At 28.7% G+C, this 20,003-nt stretch carries 23 protein-coding genes, 1 pseudogene and 1 other annotated feature; of the genes and pseudogenes, 6 read left to right on the forward strand and 18 right to left on the reverse strand.

The window, feature by feature from the left end; translation table 11 throughout:
• Positions 1-275: 275 nt before the first annotated feature.
• Positions 276-515 carry a hypothetical protein gene (locus tag KHQ81_08465; protein ID QVK16932.1) on the reverse strand — a complete coding sequence of 80 codons (240 nt, stop codon included), beginning with the start codon at positions 513-515 and terminating at the stop codon, positions 276-278.
• A gap of 419 nt (positions 516-934) precedes the next feature.
• On the opposite strand from KHQ81_08465, the gene KHQ81_08470 reads away from it, so the two are divergent.
• The 4 genes and pseudogenes from KHQ81_08470 (at position 935) to KHQ81_08485 (ending at position 3,429) form a co-directional block, all read left to right on the forward strand.
• Positions 935-1,498 (forward strand): transposase, encoded by a 564-nt coding sequence (locus tag KHQ81_08470; protein ID QVK16933.1) that lies wholly within the window; start codon positions 935-937, stop codon positions 1,496-1,498.
• Positions 1,499-1,506: 8 nt separating this feature from the next.
• Entirely contained in the window at positions 1,507-2,142 is a 636-nt protein-coding gene (locus KHQ81_08475) for a hypothetical protein (GenBank protein ID QVK16934.1), read from the forward strand.
• A gap of 24 nt (positions 2,143-2,166) precedes the next feature.
• Positions 2,167-2,928, forward strand: a complete 762-nt coding sequence (gene istB, locus KHQ81_08480) for an IS21-like element helper ATPase IstB (protein QVK16935.1) — start codon at positions 2,167-2,169, stop codon at positions 2,926-2,928.
• Positions 2,929-3,150: 222 nt separating this feature from the next.
• A pseudogene (locus tag KHQ81_08485) lies at positions 3,151-3,429 on the forward strand (DDE-type integrase/transposase/recombinase).
• A gap of 676 nt (positions 3,430-4,105) precedes the next feature.
• Here KHQ81_08485 and yajC read toward each other — a convergent pair.
• The 5 genes from yajC to ruvA are packed head-to-tail and all read right to left on the reverse strand — an operon-like array spanning position 4,106 to position 8,171.
• Positions 4,106-4,384: a preprotein translocase subunit YajC gene (yajC, locus tag KHQ81_08490; GenBank protein ID QVK16936.1), complete on the reverse strand. Its 279-nt coding sequence runs from the start codon at positions 4,382-4,384 to the stop codon at positions 4,106-4,108.
• Positions 4,385-4,399: 15 nt separating this feature from the next.
• Positions 4,400-5,542: a tRNA guanosine(34) transglycosylase Tgt gene (gene tgt / locus KHQ81_08495; GenBank protein ID QVK16937.1), complete on the reverse strand. Its 1,143-nt coding sequence runs from the start codon at positions 5,540-5,542 to the stop codon at positions 4,400-4,402.
• Positions 5,543-5,560: 18 nt separating this feature from the next.
• Positions 5,561-6,589, reverse strand: a complete 1,029-nt coding sequence (gene queA, locus KHQ81_08500; GenBank protein ID QVK16938.1) for a tRNA preQ1(34) S-adenosylmethionine ribosyltransferase-isomerase QueA — start codon at positions 6,587-6,589, stop codon at positions 5,561-5,563.
• Between the two features lie 14 nt (positions 6,590-6,603).
• Complete coding sequence (gene ruvB / locus KHQ81_08505; GenBank protein ID QVK16939.1) at positions 6,604-7,602, reverse strand: Holliday junction branch migration DNA helicase RuvB; 999 nt, start codon at positions 7,600-7,602, stop codon at positions 6,604-6,606.
• Between the two features lie 11 nt (positions 7,603-7,613).
• Positions 7,614-8,171: a Holliday junction branch migration protein RuvA gene (gene ruvA / locus KHQ81_08510; GenBank protein ID QVK16940.1), complete on the reverse strand. Its 558-nt coding sequence runs from the start codon at positions 8,169-8,171 to the stop codon at positions 7,614-7,616.
• 140 nt (positions 8,172-8,311) lie between these two features.
• Here ruvA and KHQ81_08515 point away from each other — a divergent pair, with 140 nt between their 5' ends.
• On the forward strand, positions 8,312-9,229 hold the full coding sequence (locus tag KHQ81_08515) for a DUF3137 domain-containing protein (GenBank protein QVK16941.1): 918 nt from the start codon (positions 8,312-8,314) through the stop codon (positions 9,227-9,229).
• A 54-nt stretch (positions 9,230-9,283) separates the two neighbouring features.
• On the opposite strand, the gene KHQ81_08520 is transcribed toward KHQ81_08515, so the two are convergent.
• The 10 genes from KHQ81_08520 to KHQ81_08565 all read right to left on the reverse strand — a co-directional run bounded on the left by KHQ81_08520 (position 9,284) and on the right by KHQ81_08565 (position 17,377).
• Positions 9,284-10,051, reverse strand: coding sequence for a formate/nitrite transporter family protein (locus KHQ81_08520; GenBank protein QVK16942.1), 768 nt, complete (start codon positions 10,049-10,051; stop codon positions 9,284-9,286).
• Positions 10,052-10,152: 101 nt separating this feature from the next.
• A complete protein-coding gene (locus tag KHQ81_08525; GenBank protein ID QVK16943.1) occupies positions 10,153-11,022 on the reverse strand; it encodes a LysM peptidoglycan-binding domain-containing protein in 870 nt (289 codons plus the stop codon).
• A gap of 66 nt (positions 11,023-11,088) precedes the next feature.
• A complete protein-coding gene (locus tag KHQ81_08530; protein ID QVK16944.1) occupies positions 11,089-12,147 on the reverse strand; it encodes a hypothetical protein in 1,059 nt (352 codons plus the stop codon).
• An 81-nt stretch (positions 12,148-12,228) separates the two neighbouring features.
• Positions 12,229-13,395 carry a hypothetical protein gene (locus KHQ81_08535; GenBank protein ID QVK16945.1) on the reverse strand — a complete coding sequence of 389 codons (1,167 nt, stop codon included), beginning with the start codon at positions 13,393-13,395 and terminating at the stop codon, positions 12,229-12,231.
• Between the two features lie 176 nt (positions 13,396-13,571).
• Entirely contained in the window at positions 13,572-14,855 is a 1,284-nt protein-coding gene (obgE, locus tag KHQ81_08540) for a GTPase ObgE (GenBank protein QVK16946.1), read from the reverse strand.
• A gap of 73 nt (positions 14,856-14,928) precedes the next feature.
• Entirely contained in the window at positions 14,929-15,213 is a 285-nt protein-coding gene (gene rpmA / locus KHQ81_08545) for a 50S ribosomal protein L27 (protein QVK16947.1), read from the reverse strand.
• 12 nt (positions 15,214-15,225) lie between these two features.
• Positions 15,226-15,537 carry a ribosomal-processing cysteine protease Prp gene (locus KHQ81_08550; protein QVK16948.1) on the reverse strand — a complete coding sequence of 104 codons (312 nt, stop codon included), beginning with the start codon at positions 15,535-15,537 and terminating at the stop codon, positions 15,226-15,228.
• 12 nt (positions 15,538-15,549) lie between these two features.
• A complete protein-coding gene (gene rplU, locus KHQ81_08555; protein ID QVK16949.1) occupies positions 15,550-15,858 on the reverse strand; it encodes a 50S ribosomal protein L21 in 309 nt (102 codons plus the stop codon).
• A gap of 16 nt (positions 15,859-15,874) precedes the next feature.
• Positions 15,875-15,945, reverse strand: a sequence feature (ribosomal protein L21 leader region).
• Between the two features lie 51 nt (positions 15,946-15,996).
• Positions 15,997-16,731 (reverse strand): protease, encoded by a 735-nt coding sequence (locus tag KHQ81_08560; protein ID QVK16950.1) that lies wholly within the window; start codon positions 16,729-16,731, stop codon positions 15,997-15,999.
• Positions 16,721-17,377, reverse strand: coding sequence for a peptidoglycan DD-metalloendopeptidase family protein (locus tag KHQ81_08565; protein ID QVK16951.1), 657 nt, complete (start codon positions 17,375-17,377; stop codon positions 16,721-16,723). Before KHQ81_08565 ends, KHQ81_08560 begins: the two co-directional genes overlap by 11 nt.
• A gap of 283 nt (positions 17,378-17,660) precedes the next feature.
• On the opposite strand from KHQ81_08565, the gene KHQ81_08570 reads away from it, so the two are divergent.
• Positions 17,661-17,936, forward strand: a complete 276-nt coding sequence (locus KHQ81_08570; GenBank protein QVK16952.1) for a hypothetical protein — start codon at positions 17,661-17,663, stop codon at positions 17,934-17,936.
• Positions 17,937-18,003: 67 nt separating this feature from the next.
• Here the strand turns inward: KHQ81_08570 and glpX are convergent, their stop codons facing one another.
• Both glpX and KHQ81_08580 read right to left on the reverse strand, forming a co-directional pair.
• Positions 18,004-19,008, reverse strand: coding sequence for a class II fructose-bisphosphatase (gene glpX, locus KHQ81_08575; GenBank protein ID QVK19600.1), 1,005 nt, complete (start codon positions 19,006-19,008; stop codon positions 18,004-18,006).
• A gap of 133 nt (positions 19,009-19,141) precedes the next feature.
• Complete coding sequence (locus KHQ81_08580) at positions 19,142-19,798, reverse strand: hypothetical protein (GenBank protein QVK16953.1); 657 nt, start codon at positions 19,796-19,798, stop codon at positions 19,142-19,144.
• Between the last annotated feature and the right edge of the window lie 205 nt (positions 19,799-20,003).

Below are 20,003 nucleotides of genomic sequence, written 5' to 3' on the forward strand. Positions count from 1 at the left end.
AATTACTTATACATGTAATGGCTTTTGATATTCTATCAATTGCTTTCATATCCTTTGTGTTATATCTAAAACTTGATGCACTAAGATATTATTCTAAGTGTCTAGTTAAAACAAGAAAATGAGTTCCAGATATGGTTTTTATTCAAATGAGTAAAGAAACCTTCTACTCTATTGGTTGTATTAACTATTACTTCACCAGTTTCTTCATCAATATCATATTTTACAAACTCATTTTCACAATCAAGATATCTACAATCCCATGTGTAACTGCATAATTATGTATATACTTTGGGACAATCATAACATTTTTTACTTGGTTCCTTACGATCCTTTTTGTGTATGTTCCAATGATTATTACAACCATAATATAGACATACAGGACCTTTAGGCCAAAGTATCTCCTTAAAGAACTCGTAATCTTTTTCTTCCAAATAAAACACTTCTTGAAGTTGTTTTTCTGATAAGTTATTTAATCTGCATAATTTCTGTCTGACTTTATTTTTATTTACACCCATATGAACATCACCTTTATATACTTAATTTAAGTATACAGTTTTTTGTTACTAAATAATTGTAAGAAACTTAAATTGGTTTAAACTTATAAATAATTACCTAATATTAACATGTTAAATAATTTTTAAGTCAATTTTATAAAAATTTTTTTTCGGTCTTATATGAGACTAATTTTGTAATAATCTACATTTTTAAATATAATGAATTATTGAATCAATAAATAAAAAAAAATATATGTTTTCTTGTGGCTGTTAAAGTTCTATTGTAAAACAGATGGGTAGTTCAATATTTTCTATTAATGATAATATAAAGATAACCAATCTTGATTATGAGAAAGTTACCAATTTTGGTAATAACATAATCAATTAGGTTATCTTTTTTAGTATAATAGTTTCAGTTGAACTGAAGCGAGGTAAAAAAAGTGACTGAAATAAATGTACTAGGAATGTTAGATATATTGAGAACGTATGATATGAAACCAAATTATAGTGAATTAGCAAGAATCTATGGATTAGACCGACATACTATTAAAAAATATTATGAAGATGGAGGAAAGAAATTGATTACAAGAAAACGCGAAAGTGGATTTGATCAATATAAAGAAGAAATATCACATTTGATGAATAAATCTGGCGTAACAAAGAAAGCAGTTCATGAATATTTAAGAGATAAATATGAAAATATACCGGCATATTCAACCTTTAGACACTATACTCAAAATAATCATATTACCATACCTAAAAGCACCACTCCACATGTTAGATATGAAACCAGGCCAGGAGACCAACTACAAGTAGATTGGAAAGAAAGTATGAAACTAATAAGTAAGTACGGAGAAGTATTTGAGTTTAATGTATTAACTTCTACTCTAGGATTCTCAAGGTATCATAAATTCGTTTATTCAAAAACAAAAACGACAGAAGACTTCATCCGTTGTGTAATCGATACATTAAATCATCTAGGGGTATCCCTAAACATATTTTAACGGATAATATGTCAGCTGTCGTTAGCATCACAAATGGAACTAAAAAGAAACATTCTAAAATAAAACAATTTGAACGGGATTTTGGAATTTCGATAAGATTATGTAAGGCAAGGACTCCAGAAACAAAAGGTAAAGATGAGTCCGCTAACCGATTCTTGGCTTGGTTACGTCCTTATGATGGTGAATTTGAAGATGAAGAGGAACTGATCAATATATTGAACAAGATAAACAACAAGGTCAATCTAGAGAATAATCAAACCACCAATATACCACCGAGTGTCTTATTTGAAAAAGAAAAAGAATATCTAAATCCTTTACCTAACAAAATTCTGTTAGAATCCTACGTAGAAAACGTAGATATACAATCAGTGCCGCAAACACTGCTTGTAAATTATAAAGGAAATGGATATTCTGTACCCAGTAAGTTTATAAACAAAAGAGTTAAATTGATACCCATTGATGATAAACTCTATATCTATTATAACACTGATTTAATCATAATACATAATATATCCAACAAGAAATTTAATTATAATGAGAGCCATTATAAAGCTGCACTTGGTATCACCATTAAAAATGATAATTTAGATATTGATCAAATCGCAAAAGAAAATCTAGCATTATTAGATCAAATAACACGATAATAGTAGAAAGATGAGGAGTACGCGATGTTAAATAATTATAATAAATTATTAAATAACTTAGAAACCCTAAATTTAAACCTTTTTAGAGCCAATATCGACTCTTATTTGAATCTTATCGCAAAAGGCGAAAAGAATATAGTAGATTCGTTATATGAACTTACAGAGTATGAAATGAATTTTAAACGAGAACGTGCAATAACGTCATGTGTTAAAGTCGCTAATTTCCCCTTTCTTAAAACATTAGATGATTTTGATTTTGGGTTTCAACCATCTATAAATAAAGACGAAATATTAAATTTCAAATATTTAAAATTCATTGAGAATAATGAAAATATTCTTCTAATCGGATCTCCAGGGGTTGGTAAAACTCATTTAGCTACGTCAATAGGAATTGAAGCAGCTAAATCAAGAAAAAGTACTTATTTTATAAGTTGTAACGATATAATTTTACAACTTAAACGAGCACATTTAGAAAACAGATTAGAAACAAGATTAAAATTTTTCACCAAATACAGGGTATTAGTAATTGATGAAGTTGGATTTTTACCTCTTGATACAGAATCATCTAATTTATTATTTCAATTAATCGCTAGACGGTATGAAAAAAAGTCTACAATTATAACAACAAACAAACCACTCTCTAAATGGGGAGAAATATTTGGAGATAGTGTATTAGCTAACGCCATTCTAGATCGATTACTTCACCATTCTCATGTGATAAATATTGTCGGTAGATCATACAGAACTAAAGATAAAATAGAAAGTATTGAACCTAATAAAAAATGATTATGAGTAAATTACCATAATTGGTGAATCTATCATAATCAAAATTGGTGAAATTTATATTGACATTAACATTTTCCTATTCAAAATAGGTGAATACTCAACTATCTAAGAAGGACTAATGACTCATAGTGTATGGTAAACATATCTACAATTAAATGGAAAATTGATATATTTATATATAGAACTGTTAACTCATCTGGTGATACAATTGACTTCTAGTTATCTAGAAAACGTGATAAAGAAGGTGCTAAAAAGTTCCTTAGAAAATCATTACGTTCTCCTCATAATAGTGATCCTAGAGAATTTACCACAGATAAAAAGGCTGCTACAGTAGCAACAATTTTAAATGAAATAAAATTAAAAAGGCTGGATCCAATAACCCAGCACAAAAAATCTAAATATATTAATAATAATGTTGAACATGATCATCGAGATATCAAGAGAATAACTAATAAGATGCTTGAATTCAAGCATTTTAAATCAACCTGTTCTGTAATCTAAGGAATTGAAACTATGCATATGATTTATAAAGGACAAACTAATACATATTTAGTAATTACTGAAATCAATTTGATTGATCAGCTGTTTTCTGTTGTGTAACTTACTTCAGTCAAAGATACTTTATAATATCTACTGGTTCTAAATTCTTTACTTTTAATTTTATTTACAACAGAACCAAATTACTTATTCATTCAGTAGGTCTTGAGACAACTGTTATTTCTTTTCATCACCATTTAAAAATGATTTACCTTTAGATTTAGCGATTCGATTCTTTTCTTCTACTATTATAATATATTCTTTTATAGTATTTTAAATATTTTCATCAAATATTATATCTTTAGCCTTAACAACACAATTTTACCTCTAAAACAATACTATTAATGTTTTACTCTTACCAACTTTGAAGTAATATAAAGGAGTGATACTACAATTAACATAATAAGTAAAATAACTTCAAGCGTTGTTACTATCTTTCCCTCTATTTTTCTATAAACATTAACAGTTAAACTCCTATTTTTGTAAAATCTAACATCTTTAAATCACTCAAATCGCTCACTAACTAGTGAGAAAAAGGCTCAAGCAACTCTGCTTAAACCTTAATACTTCAATTTGTGGGATATTTTTTACCCACACTATTTTACTAAAGAGCCTAAATTCTACAGTCTCTTTATATTTGTTATTCGCTAATAATTCTTTTAATCGCAGCTTTTTCAATTTTCATTTTAGCTCCGCTTACAAGAATTATCGTTACGACATCTTCTTTTATATCTTCGACGATACCATGGATACCACCAATTGTAACGATTTTATTATTTTTTTCTAACTGCGACTGCATTTCAAAGACTTGCTGACGTCTTTTCTTTTCTGGTTTCATAATAAAGAAATAAATAACTACTAAAAATAATAAAATAGGGACAACTAATCCTAATATAGTTGAAATTTGTTCTTGTGTCATTTTTATTCTCCTTTTTTAAAATTGTCTTTTATTATTTGGATCATTAAGACCATACTTTTCAAAAAATTCTTCTTTATAATCAAGTAATCGATCTTCTTTTATCGCATGACGTACATTTTCCATTAATTTTAATAAGAAATGGACATTATGATAAGAAATAAGCCTTTGACCAAATGTTTCACCTGCTTTAATTAAATGTCTTAAATAAGCTCTCGTATAATTTTTGCATGTGTAACAGTCACATTCATGGTCTAATGGAGTAAAATCTCTTTCATATTGTTTATTTTTAATCACGACTCGTCCATGACTAGTCATAGCGGTTCCGTGCCTTGCGATTCTTGTTGGTAGAACACAGTCAAACATGTCAACCCCTCTAATGCTTCCTTCAATTAATGCATCAGGTGAACCAACACCCATTAAGTAGCGAGGTTTATTGGTTGGTAAATAGGGTACCGTATATTCAATCACTTTATACATCGTTTCCTTACTTTCACCAACAGATAACCCGCCAATTGAATAACCTGGGAAATCAAGTTTCACTAGTTCCGTTGCTGATAAGCGACGTAAATCCTCGAAATCTCCCCCTTGAACAATACCAAACAATGCTTGTTTATCAGTATTTTTATGGGCTTTAAGTCCTCTTTCAGCCCAACGAAGGGTTCGTAAAACGGAGTTTTTAACATAATCATATTCAGCAGGAAGTTCCACACATTCATCAAAACTCATCATGATGTCACTTCCTAAATTATTTTGGATTTTAATTGCTTCCTCAGGTGATAAAAATAATTTTTCTCCTGATTTATGATGACGAAAATGGACTCCTTCTTCTGTGATTTTTCGCAATTTACTTAAACTAAAGACTTGAAAACCACCAGAATCAGTTAGAATTGGGCGGTCCCACTGCATGAATTGATGCAAACCACCAGCTTCTTTTATTATTTCATCACCAGGTTGTAACCACAGATGATAGGTGTTTCCTAGAATAATTTGTGCATTCATTTCTTTTAATTCTTCGGGAGATAATGTTTTTACGGTTGCTTGTGTTCCTACCGGCATAAATATTGGTGTTTCAATTACACCATGGGGTGTATGAAGTCTCCCTAATCTAGCCCCAGATTGCTTACATACATGTAATAATTCATATTTTATCGCAGACATTTATATAATCACCATTCTTTATTTAATAAACATTGCATCTCCAAAACTAAAAAAGCGATATTGTTGTGAAATTGCTTCTTGATAAGCTTTCATAACTTTTTCTTTTGATGCAAAAGCTGAAACTAACATGATCAAAGTAGATTTTGGTAAATGAAAATTAGTTATTAATCCATCAATCGCTTTAAATTCATATCCTGGATAAATAAAAATATCGGTATATCCACTATCTTCTTTAAACGCTCCATTAAATTTACTAGCGATTGTTTCTAAGGTTCTTGTTGATGTTGTTCCAACTGTAATAATCTGTTTTTTATTTTTTTTCGTTTGATTTAGTAAATCAGCACTTTCTTGACTTAATTGATAATATTCACTATGCATCGTATGATTCTTGACATCATCCACCTTTACAGGTCTAAAAGTTCCTAAACCAACATGCAAGGTTAGATAGGTAATATTAATACCCTTTTTTTCAATTTTATCTAATAATGCTTTGGTGAAATGAAGCCCAGCCGTTGGTGCTGCGGCAGATCCAATTACTTCTGAATACACCGTTTGATATCTGTCTTTGTCTTGTAATTGTTCTGTAATATAAGGAGGAAGTGGCATCTCACCTAATTTATCAAGCACTTCATAAAATATGCCTTGATAACTAAATTCAAAAATTCTTCTTCCTTCATCTAATATTTCAATACATTTCGCTTTAAGCATTCCATCACCAAAAACAATCACTGTTCCTATTTTAACACGTTTTGCTGGTTTACATAAGGTTTCCCATGTATTATTTTCTTTTTGTGTTAAAAGTAATACTTCTATATGTGCCAATGTATCTTCTTTAACGCCAAATAGTCTAGCTGGCATTACTTTGGTATTATTTAAAACAAGTGTATCTCCTTCATTTAGATAATCTAAAATCTCATAAAAATGACGATGCGTCACTTCACCTGTTTCTTTATCTAATATTAATAAACGCGACGTATCCCGGTTTTTAAGCGGTGTTTGCGCGATTAATTCTTTTGGTAAATGAAAATCAAAGTCTTCTACACGCATTTTTATTCCTCTTTCTATTGTGTATACTCAATATTTAAATGACGATATGCTTTTTCAGTTGCGATACGTCCTCTTGCGGTTCGTTTAATAAAACCTTCTTGTAGTAAAAATGGTTCATAAACATCTTCTAACGTTTGGACTTCTTCGCCAATTGAAGCCCCAAGTGCTTCAACCCCAACCGGTCCACCATTAAACCGTTCTATAATGCCTAATAAATATTTATGATCAGTATAATCAAGTCCGGCTCCATCAACATTCATCTTATTTAATGAATCTTGACATATTTCCATAGTAATTTTCCCATTTCCCAATACTTGTGCAAAATCACGTACACGACGAAATAAACGATTGGCTACCCTTGGTGTTCCCCTTGAACGTTTAGCAAGTTCAATCGCTGCATCATCATCAATTGGAAAATTGAATATAAGCGCTGTTCTTAAAACAATTTTTTGTAAATCAGTCACTGAATAATATTCTAAATGAGATATGACCCCAAAACGATCTCGTAGTGGACTCGATAAATCTCCTGCACGAGTGGTTGCTCCCACTAATGTAAAGGGAGGTAAATCTAATCGAATCGAACGAGCGGTTGAATCCTTCCCAACAACAATATCTAATACATAATCCTCCATCGCAGGATATAATATCTCTTCAATATTTCTTGGTAACCGGTGAATCTCATCAATAAATAATACATCACCTGGCTTTAATGTAGTAAGGATGGCAGCTAAATCTCCACCACGTTCAATGGTTGGACCAGATGTATGTTTAATACTGACATTCATTTCATGAGCGATAATATTAGCTAATGTTGTTTTCCCTAATCCAGGAGGCCCATATAATAAGCAATGGTCTAAAGCTTCATTTCGCATTTTTGCTGCCTCAATAAAGACATGTAAGTTCTCTTTTACTTTAGTTTGTCCAACATACTGGCTTAAGTTCTGAGGTCTTAAAGTTAACTCAAGTTCATCTTCACTCATTTTTGTTGCTGAAATAATGCGTTCATCTTCCATCAATTATCCTCCTACTTCAACATTAACTGTAAAGCTTTCGTAATATATTCTTGAGTTGTTAATTGTGTTTCAGTAATTTGTTTAAATACTTTTTCAATTTCTTTTGCTTTATACCCCAAGGCTAATAATGCTTCATAAGCATCTTCCAATTCTTTATTAATCACAAGTGTGTTAATTTGTCCTAACTTACCTTTTAAATCAAGAATAATTTGTTGCGCTGTCTTAGGACCTACTTTAGGAAATTTCGTTAAATACGATACATCTCCTCTTTCTATAGCACTTACTACATCACTATAATCACCTGGCGCTAATATTGCACAGGCTGATTTAGGGCCAATGCCTGTCACACTGATTAATTTTTCGAAAAATTCTTTTTCTTCAATTGTCTTAAATCCATATAAATCTTGTGCATCTTCTCGAATGTATAAATACGTATAAACTAGACGCATTTCATTTAAAACAAATAAATATGGATTTGGGGTTATAATTTTATATCCAATATTATTATTTTCTAAAATAACATAATCAGTACATATTTTTTTTATTTTCCCAAATATATAAGCATACATATTAAAACCACCTATCTAATTTCTATATTATACCATAAATCCATTCTTTTGAAAAACATAATTTCTTTTTTCATTCTATTTCTTAAGCCTACCGACTATATTATATTAATGATAATTTTTTACATAATATGAGGTGACTTATGATAGATGAAAAAATACTTAAAAAGTTGAATTTACTACGTAAAAAAGTCTTGGCACAGTACATTATATATTATATAAGTATCCCCATAATAACTTCTTTCCTCTTCTTATTTTCTACTTATATATCACACACATTCCCCTTTTTAACGATAATAATACTTTACTTATTAATAATAAATCTTGTATTTTACTCTTATGTTAAACCAAAATTTATTAATAAATATCATATTGAATACAAAAAGGAAATTCTCGCTAAAGTTAGCACCTATCTACATGAAACCATACTTTCTTTATCAATTGGTATATCAGAAGAAGAACTTTTAAAAACAAATATCCTACCTTTTATCACTCAGTATTATTCATCACATTTAATTAGAGGAAGTATTGACCATATTCCTTTTAAGAGTAGTAATGTAGAATTTTTTTATTATCACCATAAAGACCAAACTTTATCTTTTAAAGGTCAATGGTACGTATTTAAGTTTAATAAACCTTTTAAAGGGATCACTCATATATACGAGAAAAATGAATCCATTTACCAAATTAATAAACCAATCAATCTAAATTTATATCAAACCGAAGATATAAATTTTAATCGCAGATTCCATGTCTATTCAAATAACATAGAACAAACCAATCAATTACTTCGTTTTCATTTAAGAGAAAGAATAAATCTATTAGAACGAAAATACCATGGGAAACTTATGTTTATCTTTAACCAAGATTATCTTCATATTGGAATAAACAATAACACCTCTCGTTTCACTCCTTCTTTATTTCATAAAATAAATGAAATTGATTTTATGAATCAAATTGAAGATTTCTTATTAATTAAAAATATCATCAAATATATTAAAACATTAGATAAACTATCTAATACTTATTTAACTTATATTCAAAAAGCAATTGTCTCTTAATAAAAAAAAACAAAAACTCATTTATATCAATTATATAAATGAGTTTTACGCAATTTATTTTTTTGTTTTAACAAAAATAATGTAATAACTAAAAGGAATAATAATCCCACCACCGATAATATTACCTATTGTGACTGGAATTAAATTTTGAAACATTTGTGGTATTGTAATATCACTTCCAAGTAATGCAGAAAGCGGTAATATAAACATATTAGCTACACTATGTTCAAATCCACTTAGCACAAATGTGAATACCGGTAAAACTGCAACGATTACTTTCCCAGGTACACTTTTTGCTGAGAATGACATATAAACTGCTAGTGATACAGCGATATTACATAAAATTCCTCGCATCATTGCTTCAATAAAACCTAAATCAACTTTAGCCTGAGCAATTGAATTGATAGTATTCGTGATACTACTACTTTCAGCTATACGACTGAAATATAAAACAAAAACAAAGAATAAAGCACCAAGGAAATTTCCTACCCAAACGATCCCTAAATTTTTTAAAATAAGTGAAAAACGATATCGTTTGTCCAAATAACCTAAGGCTAATAAACAATTCCCTGTAAATAATTCACTTCCAGCAATAATAACTAAAACAATTCCTACAGGAAAGACCATAGAACCTAATAATCTTCCTAGGATGGGGTAAGCGGTTGAAGAAAATCCGCTATTTACAACAACATAAGCATAAAATCCAAATGCGATATACATTCCAGCGAGCATTGCTGAAACCAATACAGCAGCAAATTTCTTTTTAATTTTTGTTTCGCCAACGACACATGTTTCGAAAGCAATTTCTTTAGCTGATAACATATTTCCCCCTCGTTCAAATCAGAATATACATTAAATTATAAAGCATTGCTTACATATTTTCAATCTTTATTTCGAAAAAACAAAAATTACCACTTTTTATTTTATAAAATATCTAGGGTATCTTTTTTCTTACTTATTTTTGTATTTTTTTTAACATACTCTCGTAAATCTAATTTAATTTCTTTCACATTATCATCAAAACCATTTTCAATCTTGTCTTTTCTTAAAGAATCTTGAAAGAAAATCTTATCAATTTCTTCGATTGGTTTACCACAGGGATAAGGTGGATTAAATAATGGATTTTGAAATAATGGTTCATAAACCCTTGGATAATTTTTATTACTTGAATTTTGATTGAAACCATTTAATAAAGGAGGATTACTAAAAGCTGGTTGTTCAAAAAACTTTTGATCAATAGTTGGACTTTTTTCTTTGTGATGAGATATGGTTAAGTCTACAGGCTTTTCTTCTATTGTTTTTACTTCTTGTACATTAGGTGATGGTTGATATACTGTTCTATTATAAACTGGTGGCTGATAGTAGGCATATGGATAACTTGGTTGAGGTTGCTGTATGTATTGGTTTTGATAATATGCTGGCTGATATAATTGTTGTTGTGGGTAAGGTTGATAAGAATAAGCCGGTTGTCCATAATATGCTGGTTGTTTTTCAACCAATTCCTTATTATCAATTGGTTTTTCTTCCTCTAAGACCAAATCATTTTTTTTCGCTGTTTGAACTTCTTTAAAATCATCCATTTTCGGATAATATTTTTCTATATCTAAAAAATTATCTTTTAACTCATCGCTAACTTCATCTGATAATACCGGTAATCTAATTTTCATCCCTGGTACGATACTATCAATGTTGTTAATATGTCGATTTAATTTTATAATTTCTTCTTGTGAAACATTATATTTTTTAGAGATATCCTGGACGCTCTCATTAACTTGAACGATGTGAAATTTCAAAAAAATCACCTCTCATATAATCATACTATTAAATTATATGAAAATATGAAAGGAATGTTAACTTATTTATTGGTTTATTGAATCATAATAAGCAATCGTTTCTTTTGCTAAATTAGATACCACCGTATAATAACTTGTTTCAAAAGGCGCTCTAGGTTTTATAATTGGTACTAAGTTTTGATTATAATTTAAATAACCTAACATATAGGTATATTCATTACCATCCATACTGATTTCATATAAATTGATGTCATTTGGGTTATTATTAAATATTGATGTATTAACCATAAATTCATTTGTGGATATTTTTTGTATGTCTTGGATATTCAAAGCATTTAATAACCATCCTGTTGCTTGATAAACCCCCTGATCAATACTAAATGAGCGATACAATATATCGCCATGATGGTCGACAACTTCAAAATTTTGATTTAAATACACATCGTCTTTTTTATTATATAAATAAAGAATAGAGATAGCATCATCTGTTGCGATTGAATAGAGTTCATAACTTGATATCCCTTCATCATAAATGACATGTGTTTTAACTATATTTTCCTCTTTAGAAATCGTCGCATATGATTTTTTCTGTTCATTACCTTGATCAAAATGAATTTTCATTTCTTTTTGATTCAAATAGTCAAAAGTAAACGTATCATATTGAATTTTATGTATTCCTGAATAGGCTTTATTACCATCCTTTAGATTTTTAACCGTTACTTGAAGTGTTCTATCAGTATCCGTATCATCAATACTTACACGTGTTGTTGTTTTATCAATTGTTGCGAAATATTCATACTGATTGTAGTTATAGACTTCACCAGAATTAATCACATGATTATCCAGCGCTTGGTCTAGAATTTCACTAAACACGACGAATAACTCATCAATATATTGATATACATATAATAATTTAGCATATACATCTGACTTATAATTTTCTTGATTGATATTTGTGGTCATCACTTGTTTCTTACTATTTTCTAATAAATTTTTTGGTAATAATTGATAAACTGAAATATCAACTTTGATTTCATCTACATCAATTTTAGGTTTTTGTGCCCTACATCCAATTAAACAAATTATTGTCATTAAGACCATAAAACTAATTATAATCTTTTTCATAAATTCACCTCAATTATTCTTTTATTACTAGTTTGTACCTAAATTTTAACATCATGAAAAAAAAACACCTTTTTAGGTGTTTTAAAATCCAAGATATTTTTTTATTAGTTGAACAAATCCATCTATTCGATTAGTTTCTACTTTCCCATCTATAGGAGTAGCTGCTTTTGAATGATTAATAATAAGCATATATTGATAATAATCTGTTGTCACTTTTTCACAATCATTATCTCTTTGATGATACCAAACTAAATGCTTATTAAAGGGTGAGTCATTTCCATTTAAATGTATGAATACTAAATTCTTTGAAAAAACATCTAAATTATTTGTCTTGTATGTCTTCTTAATCTTTTCATTTTTATAGATAAAAGTTGACTTTATCGAATAAATCTCTAAACATTCACTGTCTTTATAAAATATCATAATTGATATGACCGCATTATTTACAGGTGAGGTCTCATCATGATTTAAAAAGTAGGTGAATGATTCAAACTGATCGTTTAATAGATCAGAAAATCCATGTTTAGCACCTAACTGAGCGTAAAACCCATCAAAATCATAGTAGGATTGGAGAAATAGATAATTTTGATACATCGCTAGGTCTCTTTCTTGCCAGTTTAGATTTTCATAAAATGATTTAGAAGCAATAATATTGTTTTTTATGTGTATTAATAATGGATCATTAGATGATAGATTTATGATAGAGTCTATATCCTTTATATCCTCTTTCATATAATAATTAAAGAAGTATATGGCACTATCTAAAGAATGTTCAATATCAATTCCTAGTATCCTAATTTTTTCATGTTCGTTTAAATTTTTGTTGTAGTGATATAATTTTTGATAAAACTGATATTCTTCCTGTGTACAAAAAGTACTTCCTTTATAAAATGAAAAGATTTGGTTTAATAAATCTTCATCTCCAGTTTTTAAATATTCATTTAATAAATAACCACTACTAAAAGAAATTTCAGCTAAATGTATTGTAATATTTTTTTCTTCATTTAAATAAGTTAAAAAATCATACTTAATCTTAGAATTTTGTTTAAAACCATGTAGTTCTGAAACAATAAAGGCTTTATTTGATAATAAATCATTCTCTTGTAATTGTATAGTTGGTGAAGAATAGTTTTTTAAATACTCAACTTCTTGTGCATTTATATCTTTTTGGTCAACATTCAAAATAAAAAACAACCCTAACATGAAAACAATAACCAAACACTCTATCATCCATTTTTTTATTTGCATAAAAAAAACTCCCTTCTTAACATCATATTAAGAAAGAAGTTATTATATATCTTATCTTTATATTTTTTACCCTTATATTTACATTAGAAGTAAAAAAATTATAATTTAATTAGCAATTAAAGAGAGATAATTGTATCTTTTAGCGATTCCTTGAAATTTATGAGATATAAGTAAACTTAATCTATAAATTCAAATTCATAACTTAAGATACGAACAATATCGCCATTTTTAACCCCTTTTTCACGTAGTGCATGGTCAACACCATATTTCCGTAACATTTTTGAGAAACGACGGACTGACTCATGTTGAGAAAAATTAGTCATTTTAAATAAACGTTCAATAATATGCCCAGTAACAACATAAACACCATCTGAATCTAAATTAATCTCAAATTTAGGTTTATCTTCTTCCATTTCATATATTTTGTTTTCCTCTAATTCATCTTCTTCATAAATTGGGAAGAAAGAAGCATTTTCTAATAAGTCAGCAATTTTATAAAGCATTTCATTTAAGTTTTGACGTGTTACAGCAGAAATTGGAATAATATCAATATCTTCTGTCAGCTTACTTTTAAAGGTTTCTAAGTTTTCTTCTGCGTTTGGTAAATCCATTTTATTAGCGACAATTATTTGTGGTCTTTTTAACAAATTCATCTTGTAACTTGCTAATTCATGATTTATTTTCTGATAATCTACAAATGGATCACGGCCTTCATGTCCTGCCATATCAACAACATGAACAATAACTCTTGTTCTTTCAATATGTTTTAAAAACTGAATACCTAACCCAGCACCACTCGATGCCCCTTCAATTAATCCAGGTAAATCAGCCATTACAAAAGAACGTCCATCTGGAACTGAAACAAAACCCAAGTTAGGAACTAGCGTGGTAAAATGATAAGATGCAATCTTAGGTCTTGCAGATGATACTGAAGAAATTAAGGTTGATTTTCCTACAGATGGAAATCCAACTAAACCAACATCAGCTAAAACTCTTAAAACAATCTTGATTTCTCTTTCTTCACCTGGTTCACCTAATTCGCAAAAGTCAGGAGCTACTACTCTAGGTGTAGCAAAAGCAGCATTACCACGTCCGCCACGTCCACCTTTAACGATGACAGCCTCTTGATCTACTTCAACTAAATCAGCAATGATTAAACCAGTTTTAACATCATACACTGTACTTCCTTGTGGAACTTTAACAATAGTATCTTCAGCATTTTTACCGTGTTGTGTTTTTGTTCTTCCTTTTTCACCATTTTTAGTTTTAATATGTTTTTGATAACGAAAGTCCATTAAAGTCGATAAACCACTATCAACTTTAAAAATAACACTTCCACCATGACCCCCATTACCACCAAAAGGACCACCTTTTTCAACTTTATATTCACGACGCCAAGAAACGATTCCATCGCCGCCATTACCTGCTTTTACTTTTAATTTGACTTCATCTATAAACAATTTTATCACCTACTCTTCATTATTATATACAACTTACAAAAAAATAAAGCCCTAAATAGGGCTTTAATAACAATTATTCAGTAGGATAAACTGATACACATTTACGACTTTTATTAATTCTTTCGAACTTAACAACGCCATCAACTAAAGCAAATAATGTATCGTCTCCACCTCTACCTACATTTGTTCCTGGGTGAACTTTCGTTCCACGTTGACGATATAAGATAGAACCGGCTGTGGCGAATTGTCCATCAGATTTTTTAGCTCCTAATCGTTTAGATTCAGAATCACGTCCGTTTTTAGTAGATCCAACTCCCTTTTTAGAAGCGAAATATTGGATATCTAATATGAATTTCATAGGTTACACCTCCTATTGAAAAAGTATTTCTATATATTTAGGATAAGATCGTTTTATTGTTTGTAGTTGTACGATCATAGTTTTACAAATTAATTGTACATCTTTTTGTTTAAGTATATTAGGGATTTTAATCATATCTTCTTTAAAAACAATTTGATTTTCATCATAAATTGATAATTCTTCCAAAGCATTACAAATGCCAAAGACAATACTTGAAATCCCAGCGCAAACAATATCTTGATTGTATTGCCCGCTTAATGCATGTCCTTTTATTTCAATTTCTGAAATAATAGAATCTTTTTTAATGATTTTTACATAAGTCATATTACCATCTCATTAAGCATTGATTTTTTCAATAACTAAACGTGTATATGGTTGACGATGACCTTGTTTTTTTCTGTATTTCTTTTTAGGTTTGTATTTGAAAACGATGATTTTTTTACTTTTACCTTGTTTCTCAACTTTTGCGGTAACAGTTGCACCGTTTAATAATGGAGAACCAATTTTGGTTTCTTCACCACCAACTAACAATACTTCGTCAAAAACGACAACATCACCTTCTTGAGCATTTAATTTTTCAACCCAAATAGTTTGTCCTTCTTCAACACGTAATTGTTTTCCACCAGTTTTAATAACAGCGTACATAAACGCACCTCCTTTAATTATAACTCAGACTCGCCTTGCAGGTAACCTAATGGTTTTAAAACCTGTTCGGAGCGGTTGAGGCATCTTAGGTGCCTACAACATTAAAAGTATATCAAACATTATGATATAAGTCAACATTTATTTTTGTTTCAATAATTGTTTTAATACTTCACGCTCTGATACGAACTGATAATTTTGATAGAAAATATGATTAAATCCTTTATAAAATAAATTATAAATTGATTTATCAGAAACAATGATTTTTTCTTTTAATTTTTCATTCGGATGAATGTACTTATACCACAAAAAATTATAATAGGTATAGGCATTTTCTTTATAATTTAAAAGATTGATATAAACAAAAAAAACTAAAATAATAATATAATTGATATGATTTATAAATAAAATAATGAGTAAAAAACAAACACTAAGTGACATGATTGAAACTAACTTTAATACTTTTCTATAAGGTAAAAGGAACTGTTTTAAACTCATAATAATTTTAGCACCATCTAAAGGAAGTATCGGCAATAAATTTAAAATTAATACATAAAAAGAACTTCGAAGCAATATTTCATTAACATTCATATAATAAAAAAGTAAATATAATAATAAACTAGCGATAGGTCCACTTATATAAATCAGTAATTCTTTATAATTTTTATCATTTTGACATTTATCAATATGCAAAATACCACCTAAAGGTGATATTTCTAATAATAAGATATCTTTCTTAAATATTTTAATCATGATATAATGACCAATTTCATGAATGATTAAACAGAGGTAAATAGTCATCACTTCATAAAAATAACCTGAGATTAAACAAATAATTAAATATACTTCAGTGATTAAATGAACCTTAATTTTCATGATTAACCACATCAAGAACATCTAAAAATTCATTACCATCTTTAATCGCTAAATAATACTCACCATTCATATCATCAGTTAATCTACCAAGACCCAAAATATCACCATACTCTACACTTCTATAAAGTCCGACTTCAATGGTATCTAGATACCCATAGTGATATTCTCTACCTAATATATCTTGTATTACCACAACTTTTCCTAAATCTTCATCACGATATATTCTAATAACCATTCCAGCGACTGAAGACTCAACAGGAGCTGAATAAGCCGTCTCAATAATCATTCCATCACGATAAGTCATAGAATTGTTCATATCAATGATAATAGAGCCAACGTATTTATTAGGATCATTCGTTCTAGGAAATATACCATTTAATTTTTGATTAACAAATAATTTGATTTTTACAAAATTCATGTTATTCAAGGTTTTTTCATAGACAAAATTTAACTTATCATTATCTCTAGCAATTAATAATAATAGTAGTACACAAATACTTATTAATATTTTATTTGTAAATGAAGCTAATCGATAGCCATCTTTATTGTTTTTACTTAAGTTTTGTTTTTTAGATTTTTTATACATCTGGTAAAATTTTGAACGATATTTATTTTTTTTGACAATTCGTTGAATTTTTTTATTCATATTACCATCCCCTATAATGATATCAATAAATAATATGAATAAATTGAAATAATTATTATATATTTAACAATATTTTTTAGTTAAGTTTATAATAATTATATAATTAGATAGTTTTTTATTAGATTTTTTTAACCAGAATTAGACAATTTCTCCTATTTTTTTATCTTTCATATGATATAAAAACAAAATATTAATAATAAATATCAAAATATATTATAATTTTATCTAATTTTTATTGTCATTTTATCATATTTTTAATAATATAAATATAATAGCACATGAAATGGGTGATAATATTTTTTATTGGATGCTCTCCATTATATTGATTCTTCTTATCTGTATCCCTTTAGCTTATAGTTTAGGATTATCTACAGGTTTTCGAAATGGTTTTCAAGATGGTTATGAAAATAATCCTTTAGTTAATAATGGGTCACAGGCAGTCAGCGATATTATATTTTTATTAGAAAATATGAAATTGGATGAGAAGAAAGATTTGTCAAAAATCTATAAACTATTAAATGATTTAGACAAGTCATTAAATGATATTGAAAAAAAGTAAAAACCTTTAAAGACAATCCTTTAAAGGTTTTTACTTTATTCTTCATTTAAAAATATTAAAACATAATTTATAATAATAAATCTAATAAATAATCATCTTTTTTATTTAATAAATGCGTTGATTTAATAATTCTAATAGTCTGAGATTTTCCTCTAATAAGTAATGTTTCAGTTGTTGCCATCGTACCATTTCGTCTAACACCTTGTAGTAATTCACCATTTGTAATTCCAGTCAATGAAAAAATAAAATCATCGCCACGAATTAAATCATCAATAATTAATTTTTTTCCAATCTCAACACCTATTTCAGCACATCTTTTTGCCTCAATTTCAGCAAGTTCAAAACAATTATCATCCTTTGGATAAACCTGATTATATGGTACAAGTCTTCCTTCCATGTTTCCACCTAATGCTCGAATAGCTGTCGCTAATAACACGCCTTCAGGAGCTCCGCCTATGCCATATAAGACGTCTATATCACTAAATGGCATACAAGCTAATAAGCCCATAACAATGTCACCCTCACCAGAGGTATAGACCTTAATATTAAGAGACTTCATTAATTCAATCGCTTTATGATGTCTTTCTCTATCTAAAATAGCAACTGTTAAATCTGAAAAATCTTTACCTAATGCTTTTGCGATATTAATCAAATTATCTTTAAGTGGTAAATCAAGATTAATAGCGTCTTTTGCTCCTTCGCTTACTGCTAATTTTTCCATATACATATCTGGAGCTTTTAATATTAAACCTTTTTCAGCAGCAGCTAAAACACATACGCCATTATTTTTTCCTTCACTGACGAGTTTAGTGCCATCTATCGGATCTACCGCAATGTCTAAACGCATTCCCCCTTTTCCAACCTTTTCGCCGATGTAAAGCATAGGTGCTTCATCCATCTCACCTTCACCTATTACAATCTCACCATCAAAATCTAAAATGTTCATCATATACCGCATTGCTTTAACCGCAGCATCATCAGCCTTATTTTTATCATGTCTACCAATAAGTTTATAGGCAGCTAATGCCCCTTGTTCAGTAATTCTAGAAAATTCAAAAACTATATTACGCATTCTTAACATACTCATATCTCCTTAACTACAAATTACATTTTTTATCATATCGCAATCCTCATTTGAAGTCAATGTATTTAGGTGTATTTAGTCAATTTATCGTTTTATAAGTAGTTTTTTACCTTCTATAAAATTAATTGATACGTTCTCTTAACCACTCATAAAAATTATCATCTTTTGCATGATGAATTAAATCATTAAGATTTATCTCTTTAGTTAAATAGCTAAAAATAGCTGCGTAGTACTTATAAGCAACTTGTTTTTCATTTTTGATAATATCCCATATAGTTGCTTCAGAACAAGTAAAATTTAAAAATTGTTTACTAGCAAATATAGCAAACCCTTCAAAAAACCAGTTAGGCCCCATTGCCTCTTCATTCCCATCTAAAATTCGAACATGAAATCTATGAGCTAATTCATGTGTTAACAATCTTTCAAATCCTAGTCGATCTTCTCCTTCTATGGGATAGATATTTTGATATTCCTTAGATGATATTGAAATTAACACCTTATTTTCTAATACTGCAGATATGGTTTTAGGCAGTTCAATGTTTCGATTCAAATTTAAAAAAGAGATTAATCGTTCTTTAAATGCCTCTTGTGAATCATATATTTCAACACGTTCCATAAATGAGGGTTCTATTAAAGGTAAAAAATTATACCTTTTCGCAAATTCGACTATTCTTTCTTGAGCACTTATAATAGTTTGTTTTAAACCATCATAATCTCTTTTTAAAGATTCTGAAACTATTAACGGTACATCATAAACACCCTTTTTTATTTTTTTCATATCTTCACCTCAATAATATTCTACATTAACTTAAATTATATCATATTTTATATTATCAATTTAATAATTACTCAATTATATATCATAAAAAGCAAGTTATAAAACAATAGTCAATCGAAAACGATTGGCTATTTTTATAACTTCTTTATGTAAACGGTTTTACCACATGCTGAAATATGTCGAAAAATGTAAATTTTTACCTGTA

This window comes from Mycoplasmatota bacterium, from assembly GCA_018394295.1.
Taxonomy (GTDB): Bacteria; Bacillota_I; Bacilli_A; order Haloplasmatales; family Haloplasmataceae; genus JAENYC01.